This window comes from Streptomyces sp. NPDC031210, assembly GCF_055570395.1.
Genome location: NZ_JBVIHH010000007.1, coordinates 55002 through 67429, shown reverse-complemented (window position 1 = coordinate 67429; position 12428 = coordinate 55002). Strand labels below are relative to the sequence as shown.

Annotated in this window: 13 protein-coding genes; 9 read left to right on the top strand and 4 right to left on the bottom strand. The window is 73.1% G+C overall.

All coding sequences use genetic code 11. From position 1 onward, the window contains the following. Positions 1-25 precede the first annotated feature (25 nt). On the bottom strand, positions 26-622 hold the full coding sequence (locus ACZ45Z_RS14915) for a dihydrofolate reductase family protein (RefSeq protein WP_468361826.1): 597 nt from the start codon (positions 620-622) through the stop codon (positions 26-28). 295 nt (positions 623-917) lie between these two features. On the opposite strand from ACZ45Z_RS14915, the gene ACZ45Z_RS14910 reads away from it, so the two are divergent. Further along, positions 918-1718, top strand: a complete 801-nt coding sequence (locus ACZ45Z_RS14910; protein ID WP_468361823.1) for a VOC family protein — start codon at positions 918-920, stop codon at positions 1716-1718. 36 nt (positions 1719-1754) lie between these two features. Here the strand turns inward: ACZ45Z_RS14910 and paaK are convergent, their stop codons facing one another. After that, a complete protein-coding gene (gene paaK, locus ACZ45Z_RS14905) occupies positions 1755-3071 on the bottom strand; it encodes a phenylacetate--CoA ligase PaaK (protein ID WP_468361820.1) in 1317 nt (438 codons plus the stop codon). Positions 3072-3194: 123 nt separating this feature from the next. On the opposite strand from paaK, the gene ACZ45Z_RS14900 reads away from it, so the two are divergent. Continuing rightward, a complete protein-coding gene (locus ACZ45Z_RS14900; RefSeq protein ID WP_468361817.1) occupies positions 3195-3893 on the top strand; it encodes an alpha/beta fold hydrolase in 699 nt (232 codons plus the stop codon). A gap of 98 nt (positions 3894-3991) precedes the next feature. After that, a complete protein-coding gene (gene aroQ / locus ACZ45Z_RS14895; protein ID WP_468361814.1) occupies positions 3992-4609 on the top strand; it encodes a gamma subclass chorismate mutase AroQ in 618 nt (205 codons plus the stop codon). 30 nt (positions 4610-4639) lie between these two features. Here aroQ and ACZ45Z_RS14890 read toward each other — a convergent pair whose 3' ends face one another. After that, on the bottom strand, positions 4640-6277 hold the full coding sequence (locus ACZ45Z_RS14890; protein WP_468361811.1) for an acyl-CoA synthetase: 1638 nt from the start codon (positions 6275-6277) through the stop codon (positions 4640-4642). Positions 6278-6441: 164 nt separating this feature from the next. On the opposite strand from ACZ45Z_RS14890, the gene ACZ45Z_RS14885 reads away from it, so the two are divergent. Genes ACZ45Z_RS14885 through ACZ45Z_RS14870 form a run of 4 tightly spaced genes read left to right on the top strand, consistent with a single transcriptional unit; the run spans position 6442 to position 10480 of the window. Further along, positions 6442-7242 carry a crotonase/enoyl-CoA hydratase family protein gene (locus tag ACZ45Z_RS14885; protein WP_468361809.1) on the top strand — a complete coding sequence of 267 codons (801 nt, stop codon included), beginning with the start codon at positions 6442-6444 and terminating at the stop codon, positions 7240-7242. Between the two features lie 39 nt (positions 7243-7281). After that, positions 7282-8262: a Zn-ribbon domain-containing OB-fold protein gene (locus ACZ45Z_RS14880; RefSeq protein WP_468361806.1), complete on the top strand. Its 981-nt coding sequence runs from the start codon at positions 7282-7284 to the stop codon at positions 8260-8262. Continuing rightward, entirely contained in the window at positions 8262-9317 is a 1056-nt protein-coding gene (locus ACZ45Z_RS14875; protein WP_468361803.1) for a thiolase domain-containing protein, read from the top strand. The genes ACZ45Z_RS14880 and ACZ45Z_RS14875 overlap by 1 nt, the downstream gene beginning before the upstream one ends. Next, a complete protein-coding gene (locus tag ACZ45Z_RS14870) occupies positions 9314-10480 on the top strand; it encodes a thiolase domain-containing protein (RefSeq protein WP_468361800.1) in 1167 nt (388 codons plus the stop codon). The genes ACZ45Z_RS14875 and ACZ45Z_RS14870 overlap by 4 nt, the downstream gene beginning before the upstream one ends. A 15-nt stretch (positions 10481-10495) precedes the next feature. On the opposite strand, the gene ACZ45Z_RS14865 is transcribed toward ACZ45Z_RS14870, so the two are convergent. Next, on the bottom strand, positions 10496-11245 hold the full coding sequence (locus ACZ45Z_RS14865; RefSeq protein ID WP_468361797.1) for a leucine-rich repeat domain-containing protein: 750 nt from the start codon (positions 11243-11245) through the stop codon (positions 10496-10498). A 184-nt stretch (positions 11246-11429) separates the two neighbouring features. Here ACZ45Z_RS14865 and ACZ45Z_RS14860 point away from each other — a divergent pair, with 184 nt between their 5' ends. Next, positions 11430-11825: an ACT domain-containing protein gene (locus ACZ45Z_RS14860; protein WP_468361794.1), complete on the top strand. Its 396-nt coding sequence runs from the start codon at positions 11430-11432 to the stop codon at positions 11823-11825. 92 nt (positions 11826-11917) lie between these two features. Then, the gene (locus ACZ45Z_RS14855; RefSeq protein WP_468361791.1) at positions 11918-12418 is read left to right on the top strand and encodes a hypothetical protein; all 501 of its coding nucleotides are present in this window, start codon (positions 11918-11920) and stop codon (positions 12416-12418) included. The last annotated feature ends 10 nt before the right edge of the window (positions 12419-12428 follow it).

The following is a 12428-nucleotide window of genomic DNA, read 5'->3' as shown; positions in this document are numbered from 1 at the left end:
CCAGCCCCGCGGGGCTGCCGCGCACCTACGCCTCGGCGGTCGGCCGGTAGGTGCAGACGTGCACGCCCGTGCCACTGGTGACGCTGGAGACCAGCTCCAGCGGGCGCATCGAACCGTCGTGCGGGAAGAGTGATTTGCCGCCGCCGAGGAGCACCGGCTCGATCATGAGCCGGAGTTCGTCGACCATGCCCTCGCGCAGCAGGGTGCGCACGAGCGAGGCGCTCCCCATCACCAACAGGTCGCCGCCCGCCTTCCCCCGCAGCTCCCGGATCCGGGCGACGGCCCGCTCGCCCGGGATGCGCGTGGTGTTCTCCCACGTCAGCTCGGTGTCGCCCAGGGTCCGGGACACGACGTACTTGGGGATGGCGTTCATCCGGTCGGCGAACGGGTCGCCGGCCCGCCCGGGCCACGCCGCGGCCATCGTCTGCCACGTCCGGCGCCCGAACAGCAGCGCCTCGGCCTTGTCCATCGCGTCGGCGTAGGCCCCGCCCATCGCCTCCGGGTCGAAGTACCGGTGCGACCAGCCGCCGTGGGCGAAACCGCCGTCGGTGTCCTCATCGGGACCGCCCGGCGCCTGCGCGACACCGTCCAGGCTCATGAACTCGATGATGACGATGCGCATGGGACCCACTCCTCTTCTTCGCCCGGTTGCTCCGGTCGGCTCCGGGTGTACGCGACGAGACTGTCGCGCCGCCGGGAAATCACCGGTTCACCCCGGGGCGTGTCTCGCGGATCGACACCTGTGCGGGATGCCGTACGTGCCAGGGGGCCGGTTGGGCGGCCGTTCGGCGTGCGACGGAGGGCGGCTGTCAGTGCCCCCTGCCATGCTGACGAGGTGGGGGGAGAAGGCCCATGACCCCGCGCACGCCCGGCCCGGCGCCGGACGGCCGGACGACCGGAACAACGGAGGACCGCCCATGCTGACGACCGATTACGTCCCCGGCACGCCGAACTGGCTCGACCTCGGCACCCCGGATGTCGACGCCGCCGTCGCTTTCTACTCCGCCGTGTTCGGCTGGAGCTTCACGTCCGCCGGCGCGGAAGCCGGCGGCTACGGCTTCTTCCAGCTCGACGGCAAGACCGTCTCGGCCGTCGGCCCGCTGACGGAGCCGGGCGCCCGTTCGGCCTGGAACGTCTACTTCCAGGCGGCCGACGCGGACGCCTGCGCCAAGGCCGTCGAGCAGGCCGGCGGCGCGGTCCGCGTCCCGCCGATGGACATCTTCACCGCCGGGCGGATGGCCGCCTTCACCGATCCCACGGGCGCGGAGTTCGCCGTCTGGCAATCGGGTGACAACAAAGGGCTGGAGAGGGTCATGGAGGCGGACACGCTCTGCTGGACGGAGCTGTACACCACCGACGCGGCCCGCGCGAAGGACTTCTACCGCTCCGTCTTCTCCTGGGAATACCAGGACATGCCGATGGGCGACGACCTCGTCTACTCCGTCGTCTCCTCGCCCGGCGGCGGCAAGGGCGGCGACTCCGGGCAGGGCGGCGTGATGCAGCTTCCCAAGGCCAACCTGGAGGCCGGCTCCACCTCGGAGTGGCATCCGTACTTCGGCGTGACCGACTGCGACGCCACCTTCGCCGCGGCCACCGGGCACGGCGCCTCGGTCCTGATCCCGCCGAGTGACGCGCCGGGCGTCGGCCGGCTGGCCATGCTCAAGGACCCCGCGGGCGCCCCGTTCGCGCTGATCAAGGGCGACCCGACGACGAGCTGACGCCGGCCGGGGCCGGGACCGGCGCGGCGCTCCCCGTCATCCCCGGTCCCGCGGCCGGGTGTCCACAATCCGCTTGATCTTGCCGACCGACCGCTCCAGCGTCTCCGGCGCCACGATCTCCACCTCGACCGACACCCCGATGCCCTCCTTCACGTCCCGCGCGATCCGTCCGACGGCCGCCGCCCGCTGGTCGGGCGTCGCCCCCCGCCGCGCTTCGGCGCGCACGGTCAACTGGTCCAGTCGGCCCTCGCGGCTCAGCCGTAGCTGGAAATGCGGGGCCACACCGGGCGTACGCAGCACGATCTCCTCGACCTGCGCGGGGAAGAGGTTGACCCCGCGCAGGATGATCATGTCGTCGCTGCGCCCGGTGATCTTCTCCATACGGCGGAAGGCGGGCCGCGCCGTGCCGGGCAACAGCCGGGTCAGATCGCGGGTGCGGTAGCGGATGACGGGCATCGCCTCCTTGGTGAGGGAGGTGAACACCAGCTCGCCGTGCTCCCCGTTCGGCAGCACCTCGCCGGTGATCGGGTCGACCACCTCCGGATAGAAGTGGTCCTCCCAGATGTGCGGGCCGTCCTTCGTCTCCAGGCACTCCTGCGCGACACCCGGCCCCATCACCTCCGACAGGCCGTAGATGTCCACCGCGTCGATCGCGAACCGCTCCTCGATCTCCCGGCGCATCTCGCCCGTCCACGGCTCGGCGCCGAAGATGCCCACCTTGAGGGAGGTCGCACGCGGATCGATCCCCTGCCGCTCGAACTCGTCCAGGAGGGTGAGCATGTACGACGGCGTCACCATGATGACCTCGGGGCGGAAGTCCTGGATGATCCGCACCTGACGGCCGGTCATGCCGCCGGAGGCCGGCACGACGGTGCAGCCGAGCCGCTCCGCGCCGTAGTGCGCGCCCAGTCCGCCGGTGAACAGGCCGTAGCCGTACGCGATGTGCACGGTGTGGCCGGGGCGCCCGCCGGCCGCGTGGATCGAGCGCGCCACCACGTCCGCCCAGGTCGTCAGGTCCCGCTCGGTGTAGCCGACGACGGTGGGGCTGCCCGTCGTGCCGCTGGAGGCGTGCAGGCGGCGCACCTGGCCACGGGGGACGGCGAACATGCCGAAGGGGTAGTGGGCGCGCAGATCGTCCTTGACGGTGAACGGGAACCGGGCGAGGTCGCCGAGCGAGCGGCAGTCCTCCGGCCGCACTCCGGCCTTGTCGAAGGACTCGCGGTAGAAGGGGACGCGGTCGTAGGCGTGCCGCAACGAGGCGCGCAGCCGCGTCAGTTGCCGCGCGCGCAAGGCGTCCGGGGAGAGCCGCTCCGCCTCGTCGTACGTCTCGCCGCCGATAGCCGCCTCCGCCATGCAGTGTCACCCGCTTCGTCGCCCTACCGATCATTCGGTAGCTGAATGCGGCTCCAAGTAATCAGCGCGCGGCGAACACGTCAAGGGGCGTGGCGCGACCGGCCCGCGGGTAGCGTCCCGCGCATGAGTGAGGTCCAGAAAATCCGGGTCGGTGAGGTCGAGCTGGCATATCGGGTGTGGGGTGAGGAGTCCGCGCCCCCGGCCGTGCTGCTGCACTGTCTGGGGGAGGACGGTGAGGACTGGCGCGGAGTGGTCGGCCGGCTCACCGCCACCCACCGCGTCTACGCGTTGGATCTGCGCGGCCACGGCCGCAGCGACTGGCCGGGTGAGTACGGCGTCGAACGGTGGCGCGACGACGCCCTGGGCTTCCTGCGGGCGCTGGGCCTGGAACGGGTGACCCTGATCGGGCACTCGCTCGGCGCGGAGGCCGCGCTGCGGGTGGCCGCGGCCCGGCCGGAGGCCGTGGACCGGCTGATCATCGAGGAAGCCGCGCCGCCGCTGGCCGCCGATCCACCGCAGGAGGTGCCCCAGGCGCCCGGCGGTCCGCAGGCGTTCGACCGGCGCGCCGTGGAAGCGGTGGCCGCCGAGCGCGACGCGCCCGACCCGCTGTGGTGGGACGAGCTGGCGAAGATCACCGCCCCCACCCTCGTCATCGGCGGCGGCGCGACCAGCCACGTCCCGCAGGAGCGGCTCACCGCCATGGTCGAACGGATCCCCGACGCCCGCCTGGTGACGATCGAGGGCGCCGGCCACCTCGTCCACGAGGAGCGCCCGGGTGAATTCCTCGCCGAGGTCAACGCGTTCCTGGGCGGGCGGGGATAGCGCACCTGGGCGGGCGGGGACGGCGCCCAAGCCCTAGGCTCACGGCCATACGACTCCCTCGCCCCCCAGGTTGACCGACCGCGCGAGAAAGGCCGACTGTGCAGCTCACCACCCCGATGCGCCGCGTGCTGATTGCCGGCGCCGCAGCCACCGTCCTGTTCACCGGTGCGGAGGGAGCCGTCGCGGTCCCGGCCCGCGCACCGTCCGAGGCCGCCGCACCCTCCCCGTACCACCGGCTCCGGCCGCTCGCCGAGCTGTCCGCCGAGCGGCTGGCCCTCGCCGACCTGGTGGCCGCCGCCAAGTGGGGGACCGGCCGCCCGGTCGACGACCCGGCCCGCGAGCGGGCGGTCCTGGACGCGGTCGGGGCGCAGGCCCGTCGGATGGGCGGCGACGTGGAGGCGACCGTACGGATCTTCCGCGACCAGATCGAGGCGGGCAAGGTCGTCCAGCACGGGCTGCACCGCCGGTGGACGGCGGACGCGACGAAGGCGCCGACCGGGCGCCGCCCCGACCTCGCCGAGGTCCGCGAGCGGATCGACCGCGTCAACGGCGCGCTGGTGCGCGCCATCGTGGCCTCCCCGACCGCCCGCTCCGCCCACTACTGCACCCCGCTGCTGACCGCCGCCGCCCGGCGGGAAGTGGCCGGGCGGCGGCTGGACGTGCTGCACACGCTGGGGCTCGGCCGCTCCCTGCGGTCGGTCTGCGGCCCCGTCTGAACCGGGAGGGAGCGGGCCTGAGGGGACGGCTCACCCCGCCCCGCCGCCCGCGGCCACCGCCTTCGCCCAGCGGTAGTCCGCCTTGCCGCTGGGCGACCGCCGGATGCGGTCGGTGAGGACGACCGCGCGCGGGATCTTGTAGCCGGCCAGCCGGGAGCGGCAGTGGGCCTGCACGCCTTCCAGGTCCAGCGGCGGCGCCCCCTCCCGCAGTTGCACCACGGCCGCGACCCGGTGGCCCCACCGGTCGTCCGGCACGCCGGCCACCAGCGCGTCGTACACGTCCGGATGGGACTTCAGCGCCTGCTCGACCTCCTCCGGATACACCTTCTCGCCACCGGAGTTGATGCACTGGGAGCCGCGTCCCAGGACGGTGACGATGCCGTCGGCGTCCACGGTCGCCATGTCGCCCAGCAGCACCCACCGCTCCCCGCCCGCCTCGAAGAACGTCTCGGCGGTCTTCGCCGGGTCGTTGTGGTAGCCCAGCGGGACGTGGCCGCGCAGTGCGATCCGGCCCACCTCGCCGTCCGCCACCGGCTCGCGCGTCGCCGGATCGACCACCGCCGTACGGGAGTTGACGCGCAGCCGGAACCCCCTGCCGGGCCCCGAGTCGTCGGTGGCGGTGCCGTTGAAACCCGATTCGGAGGAGCCGAAGTTGTTCAGCAGCAGGGCGTTCGGCACCAGCGCGCCGAACTGGGCGCGCACCGTCTCCGACAGGATCGCGCCGGAGCTGCTGACGCTGAACAGCGACGAGCAGTCGGTGCCCGCCAGCGGCCCGTCCAGCGCGTCGACGAGCGGGCGCAGCATCGCGTCGCCGACGAGGGAGACGCTGGTGACCCGCTCGCGCGCGATGGTCCGCAGCACCTCCTCGGGCACGTACTTGCGGTGCAGGACCACCTTCTGGCCGAAGTGGAAGGCGATGAACGCGGTCAGGGTGGAGGTGCCGTGCATCAGCGGGGGCGTGGGGAAGAAGACGAGACCGGCGCCTCCCGCACCGCCGGCCGCGACCCGTTCGGCCAGCTCCTCCGGCCGCTTCACGGGCTCGCCGGTCGGCGCCCCGCCGCCCATCCCGGAGAAGAAGAGGTCCTCGTGGCGCCACACCACTCCCTTGGGCATGCCCGTGGTGCCGCCGGTGTAGATGACGATCCGGTCGTCGGCGGAGCGCGGGCCGAAGCCGCGCCCGGGTGATCCCTCGGCCTCGGCGTCCGCGAACGCGACGGGGGCGAGGCGCGGCTCGGGGGCGCCCGCGGGCGGGGTGCCGACGCGCAGGAGGTGCCGCAGCGTGGGCGCGTGCGGCAGCGCCGCGGCCACCCGCTCGGTGAACTCCGCGTCGAAGACCAGGGCCACCAGGTCGGCGTCCCGGTAGAGGTAGGCCAACTCCTCCTCGACGTAGCGGTAGTTGACGTTGACCGGGACGGCCCGGATCTTCAGGCACGCGTAGGCGGCCTGGAGGTACTCCACGCCGTTGTAGAGGTGCAGACCGACGTGATCGCCCAGCCCCACGCCGTGATCGGCGAGGTGGTGGGCGAGGCGGTTGGCGGCGCGGTCGAGCTGCGCGTAGGTCAGCCGGCGCTCGGCTCCCGAGCCGGGATGGTCGACGTACACCAGTGCCTCGCGGTCGGGAACGGTGTCCACGATCGACTCGAACAGGTCGGCAAGGTTGTACTCCACGTCTCCTCCAGACCCGGGCGGGTGCGCTTGGCGGTCATTAGAGCGTCGCGGGGAGGAGCAGGGAAGGGCCCCGGCGAAGAAATCTGACTGTCTGTCAGAAAACTCTTGAAGTCGGTGTGCGGCTACTGCAACCTGTTCTACGTCGTGAGACCAGGAGGACGGAAATGGGCGGAACAGAACATCTCACCATGGAGCGCGTCGGCGCCACACTGGTGCTCACCCTCAACCGGCCGGAGGCGAAGAACGCCCTGTCACTGCCGATGCTGGTGGGCCTGTACGACGGCTGGCTGGCCGCCGACGAGGACGACGAGGTCCGCTCGATCGTCCTCACCGGCGCCGGGGGCTGCTTCTGCGCCGGCATGGACCTCAAGGCGCTCGCGGGTGGCGCGATGGCCGGCGAGAGGTACCGCGACCGGCTGCGCGAGGACCCCGACCTGCACTGGAAGGCGATGCTGCGGCACCACCGCCCGCGCAAACCGGTGATCGCCGCCGTCGAGGGCCACTGCGTCGCCGGCGGCACGGAGATCCTCCAGGGCACCGACATCCGCGTCGCCGGCGAGAGCGCCACCTTCGGACTCTTCGAGGTCCGGCGCGGCCTGTTCCCCATCGGCGGCTCCACCGTCCGCCTGCCCCGCCAGATCCCCCGCACCCACGCCCTAGAAATGCTGCTCACCGGACGGCCCTACCCCGCCCGCGAAGCCGCCCGGATCGGCCTGATCGGCCACGTCGTCCCCGACGGCACCGCCCGCGACAAGGCCCTGGAGATCGCCGAACAGATCAACGCCTGCGGCCCGCTCGCCGTCGAAGCCGTCAAGGCGTCCGTCCACGAGACCGCCGAGATGACCGAGACCGACGGCCTGGCGGCCGAACTCGCCCGTGGCTGGCCGGTCTTCGACACCGCCGACGCCAAGGAGGGCTCCCGGGCCTTCGCGGAGAAGCGACCGCCCGTCTACCGGCGCGCCTGACCCAAGGAGGCTCCAGTGCCGTCCCCTACGCCGCCCCCCGTGCCCACCGCTCCGCCCGCCCGCCCCCCGGAGATCCTCAGCGCGCCCCTCGTCGTGGAATTCCCCTTCACCCGCTCGCTCGGCCCCGTCCAGAGCGCCTTCCTCACCGGACTGCGCGAACGCGTCGTCCTCGGCGTCCGGGCGGGCGACGGCCGGGTGGTCGTCCCGCCCACCGAATACGACCCGGTCACCGCCGAGGAGGTCCGCGACCTGGTCGAGGTCGCCCCGACCGGCACGGTCACCACCTGGGCCTGGAACCCCGCCCCGCGCCGCGGCCAGCCGCTGACCACCCCCTTCGCCTGGGTCCTGGTCCGCCTCGACGGCGCCGACACCGCGCTGCTGCACGCCCTCGACGCACCCGGCCCCGAGGCCGTACGCACCGGACTGCGGGTCCGCGTCCGCTGGGCCCCGCGACGCACCGGCGCGATCACCGACATCGCCTGCTTCGAGGCATGCGACGCGGCGCCGGAAGGCCGCGAACCCTCCGCCCACAGCGGAGAGTTCGCCGACCCCGTCACCGGCATCACCACCCCCGCCCGGCTCGACTACACCTACGCACCCGGCCGAGCCCAGTCCCGCTACATCCAGTCGCTCGCCGCACGCAAGACCATCGGCGAACGGTGCCCCTCCTGCCGCAAGGTCTACGTCCCGCCCCGCGGCGCCTGCCCCACCTGCGGGATCGCCACCGACACCCAGGTCGAGGTCGGTCCCCGCGGCACCGTGACCACCTACTGCATCGTCAACATCACGTCCCGCCATGCGGCGAACCCCGACATCCAGGTGCCGTACGTCTACGCCCACATCGCCCTCGACGGCGCCGACCTGGCCCTGCACGCCCGCATCGGCGGCATCCCCTACGACCAGGTCAGGATGGGCCTGCGCGTCGAACCCGTATGGACCGACGACGGCCGCTACCCCGACCACTACCGCCCCACCGGCGAGCCGGACGCCGACTACGACAGCTACAAGGAGCTGATCTGATGCCCCGTCCGACGCGCGAGGTCGCCATCGTCGCCTTCGGGCAGAGCACCCACGTCCGCGACAGCGCCGACACCTCCGAAGTCGAGATGCTGATGCCGGTCCTGCACGACGTACGGGAACAGACCGGCCTGAAAGCCCGGGACATCGACTTCACCTGCTCCGGCTCCTCCGACTACCTCGCCGGCCGCGCCTTCTCCTTCACCATGGCCCTCGACGGCGTCGGCGCCTGGCCGCCGATCTCCGAATCGCATGTCGAGATGGACGGGGCGTGGGCGCTGTACGAAGCCTGGGTCAAGATCCTCACCGGAGAGGCCGAGACCGCGCTGGTCTACGCGTACGGCAAATCCTCGCCCGGCGACGTCCGCGAGGTCCTCACCCGCCAGCTCGACCCCTACTACCTCGCCCCCCTGTGGCCCGACTCCGTCGCACTCGCCGCCCTCCAGGCGCAGGCGCTGATCGACGCGGGAGCCACCGACGCACGCGAGCTGGCCGGCATCGCCGCCCGCAGTCGGGCCGCCGCCGCGGACAACCCCCACGCCCAGCTCCGCGGCGACCTGCCCCTGGGCGAACACGTCGTCGCGCCGCTGCGCACCGGCGACTGCCCGCCCGTCGGGGACGGCGCGGCCGCCGTCATCCTCGCCGCCGGCGACACCGCCCGCCGGCTGACCGACCGCCCCGCCTGGATCCGCGGCCTGGACCACCGCATCGAGGCACACGCACTCGGCGTCCGCGACCTCACCGACTCCCCGTCCACCCGGCTCGCCGCCCAACACGCCGGAGCCTTCGAACGGCCCGTCGACACCGCCGAACTGCACGCCCCCTTCACCTCGCAAGAGGTCGTCCTGCGCCGCGCCCTGTCGCTCGACGACACCGTGCGCGTGAACCCCTCGGGCGGCGCGCTCGCCGCCAACCCCGTCATGGCCACCGGCCTGATCCGCCTCGGCGAGGCCGCCGCCCGCATCCACCGCGGCGCGTCCGACCGCGCCCTCGCGCACGCCACGTCGGGGCCCTGCCTGCAACAGAACCTGGTCGCCGTACTGGAGGGGGAGCGATGAGCAAGGAGCCCGTGGCCGTGGTCGGTATCGGCCAGACCGTCCATGTCGCCGCCCGCCGCGACGTCTCCCTCGCCGGACTCGTCCGCGAGGCCGCCCAACGCGCCTTGGAAGACGCCCAGTTGTCCTGGGCGGACATCGACGCCGTGGTGATCGGCAAGGCCCCCGACTTCTTCGAGGGCCTGATGATGCCCGAGCTGTACCTCGCCGACGCCCTCGGCGCCGTCGGCAAGCCGATACTCCGGGTGCACACCGCCGGATCCGTCGGCGGCTCCACCGCCCTGGTCGCCGCCAACCTCGTCGCCGCCCGCGTCCACGGCACCGTCCTCACCCTGGCCTTCGAAAAGCAGTCCGAGTCCAACGCCATGTGGGCCCTGTCCCTGCCGATCCCCTTCCAGCAGCCGCTGCTGGCCGGCGCCGGCGGCTTCTTCGCCCCGCACGTCCGCGCGTACATGCGGCGCACCGGCGCCCCCGACACCATCGGCTCCCTGGTCGCCTACAAGGACCGCCGCAACGCCCTCAAAAACCCCTACGCCCACCTGCACGAGAAGGACCTCACCCTGGAGAAGGTCCAAGCCTCGCCGATGCTCTGGGACCCCATCCGCTACTCCGAGACCTGCCCCTCCTCCGACGGCGCCTGCGCCATGATCCTCACCGACCGGGCCGGCGCCGCCCGCTCCCCGCACCCGCCCGCCTGGGTGCACGGTGGCGCGATGCGCAGCGAGCCGACGCTCTTCGCGGGCAAGGACTTCGTCTCCCCGCAGGCCGGCAAGGACTGCGCGGCCGACGTCTACCGGCAGGCCGGCATCACCGACCCGCGCCGGGAGATCGACGCCGTCGAGATGTACGTGCCCTTCAGTTGGTACGAGCCGATGTGGCTGGAGAACCTCGGCTTCGCGGCGGAGGGCGAGGGCTGGAAACTCACCGAGTCGGGCGTCACCGAACTGGACGGAGACCTCCCCGTCAACCCCTCCGGCGGCGTGCTGTCCACCAACCCCATCGGCGCCTCCGGCATGATCCGCTTCGCGGAGGCCGCCCTCCAGGTCCGCGGCCAAGCGGGCGCCCACCAAGTCGACGGCGCCCGGCGGGCGTTGGGGCACGCCTACGGCGGCGGCGCCCAGTTCTTCTCGATGTGGCTGGTCGGCGCGGACGCTCCGGCGGGCTGAAGCGGGCGCCGGGTCCTACGTCAGCACCACGCACCCCCGCTCCCGCAGCGCGCGGACCGGCACCGACCCGTCCGCCACGGCGTTCCAGCGCAGGTCCAGCTTCTCCAGCGACGGCAACCCGGCGATCCAGGAGGGGAGTTCGGTGATCCGGTTGCCCCGCAGGTCGACCCGGCTGAGGCGCGGCAGCGTGCGCAGCGCTTCCGGGACGTGGGGCAGGGCGTTTTCCCGCAGCTCCAGCACCCGCAGGGCGCGCAGGTGGCCGGCGCTCGCGGGCAGGCCGGTCAGCGCGTTGCCGCCCAGCCACAGCTCCCGCAGCCGCGCGAGCCTGCCGACGCCGGCCGGCAGCTCCTTCAACACCGCCCGCTGCGCCCGCAGTTCGACCAGCCCGGCCATCCGGCCCAGGTCCGCCGGCAGGCTGCCGAGGGGGTTCTCGCCGACGTTGAGGTAGGCGAGCCGGTCGAGTGCGCACAGGGCGTCCGGCAGGGCGGTGAGCCGGTTGTCGTGGAGGTAGAGGTAGCGGGTCAGACCGACCAGTCGGCCGATCTCCGCGGGCACCCCGGTCAGGGCGTTGTGCCCGAGATCGAGGGTGTGCAGGGCGCGGAGCCGGCCGAGCGCGGCGGGGACCTCGGTGAGCGCGTTGTCGGCGAGGATGAGCACCTCCCAGTCGTCGCGCCGCCAGACCTCCGGCGGCACCGCTCCCAGGCCCGCCTTCCAGAGATTCAGGGTGCGGGCGGGGGACGGCGTGCGCGGCGCGGGGCGGGTCATGGGGCGCGTTCCCTTCGGGGGCGGACCGGGAGGCCGCGCGGCGGTCTTCGTCCCTCGGCCCTGCCGGCTCTCCCGCACCGATGGAGGCCGGCGACTGGATGCCGGTGACTGGATGCCGGCGACGCTACCAAGCGCCGCGGGACCGCCGGGCGGCCGCACCGGATCACGCCGTAGCCTGGAAGGTATGACCGGTGAGCGGGATCTCCAGCGGCTGCTGAGCGGTATGCGGCCCGAGCTGAACGAGGGACGCTACGTCTTCACGACCGTGGACGGCGCGGTCCCCGAGGGGCTGACGCCGGTGGTCACCGTCGCCGAGGAGGAGGGCCTGACCCTCGTCGTCCGGCAGGAAGAAGCCGACCGGGCGGGCCTGGCGTATGACTATGTCGCGGCGTGGATCACCCTGCGGGTCCACTCCTCCCTCGACGCCGTCGGCCTGACCGCCGCCGTCGCCACCGAACTCACCGCCGCGAGCCTGAGCTGCAACGTCGTCGCCGGCTTCCACCACGACCACCTCTTCGTCCCGTACGCCGTGGCCGACGAGGCGCTGCGCCACCTGATCTCCCTCGCCGCGCGGGCGTGAGCGCCAGGCGGACGGGGGAAGGCCGGGCGGGGCCGTGACCGGACGCCGGCGTCCGGCGCTGCGAGCCCGGCCGGGCCACGTACGATGGCGGCATGTCCTTCCTCCGCCGCCGCAGCGCAGCCACGCCCGCCGGGCCTGACTTCGACGTCCTCGCCATGGACCCCGGGGACTGGCCGGGCAACCTCGGAGCCGGGCTGCTGCCCGCCCCCGACGGCACCTGCCAGGGCGTCTTCCTCCGCTACGACCTCTTCGGCGGCCGCGGTCCCGCGATGATCATCGGCAATCTGCCGGAGGGCTCGCCCGCTCGCGAGCTCGACGACGACGAGGTGCCCTTCGAGGTGGCGCAGCTCCTCGCGGCGCTGGGCAACGACGAGCCCGTGGTGGTCGTCGACACCGAGGACACCCCCGTGATGCACGACGACAACCTGCTGATCGTCAAGCGCGTCAAGTGCTCCGAGAGCCGCATCTCCTGCGCCCAGTTCGACCGCAGCGACGGCGTGCTCGTCACCATCGCAAGCTGGGACCGGCCGATCACCGACGACCTCTACGCCCTGCTCAAGCCGCTGCCCGCGGAGCTCTTCCAGCAGAGCTGACCCGCACGCA

What these genes read in the sequence shown, in the direction of transcription:
- ACZ45Z_RS14885 (WP_468361809.1), top strand. Translation starts at nt 6,442, where the DNA reads ATGGGCGGAACAGAACATCTCACCATGGAGCGCGTCGGCGCCACACTG.
- ACZ45Z_RS14855 (WP_468361791.1), top strand. Translation starts at nt 11,918, where the DNA reads ATGTCCTTCCTCCGCCGCCGCAGCGCAGCCACGCCCGCCGGGCCTGAC.
- ACZ45Z_RS14870 (WP_468361800.1), top strand. Translation starts at nt 9,314, where the DNA reads ATGAGCAAGGAGCCCGTGGCCGTGGTCGGTATCGGCCAGACCGTCCAT.
- ACZ45Z_RS14860 (WP_468361794.1), top strand. Translation starts at nt 11,430, where the DNA reads ATGACCGGTGAGCGGGATCTCCAGCGGCTGCTGAGCGGTATGCGGCCC.
- ACZ45Z_RS14915 (WP_468361826.1), bottom strand. Translation starts at nt 622, where the DNA reads ATGCGCATCGTCATCATCGAGTTCATGAGCCTGGACGGTGTCGCGCAG.
- ACZ45Z_RS14910 (WP_468361823.1), top strand. Translation starts at nt 918, where the DNA reads ATGCTGACGACCGATTACGTCCCCGGCACGCCGAACTGGCTCGACCTC.
- ACZ45Z_RS14900 (WP_468361817.1), top strand. Translation starts at nt 3,195, where the DNA reads ATGAGTGAGGTCCAGAAAATCCGGGTCGGTGAGGTCGAGCTGGCATAT.
- ACZ45Z_RS14875 (WP_468361803.1), top strand. Translation starts at nt 8,262, where the DNA reads ATGCCCCGTCCGACGCGCGAGGTCGCCATCGTCGCCTTCGGGCAGAGC.
- ACZ45Z_RS14865 (WP_468361797.1), bottom strand. Translation starts at nt 11,245, where the DNA reads ATGACCCGCCCCGCGCCGCGCACGCCGTCCCCCGCCCGCACCCTGAAT.
- paaK (WP_468361820.1), bottom strand. Translation starts at nt 3,071, where the DNA reads ATGGCGGAGGCGGCTATCGGCGGCGAGACGTACGACGAGGCGGAGCGG.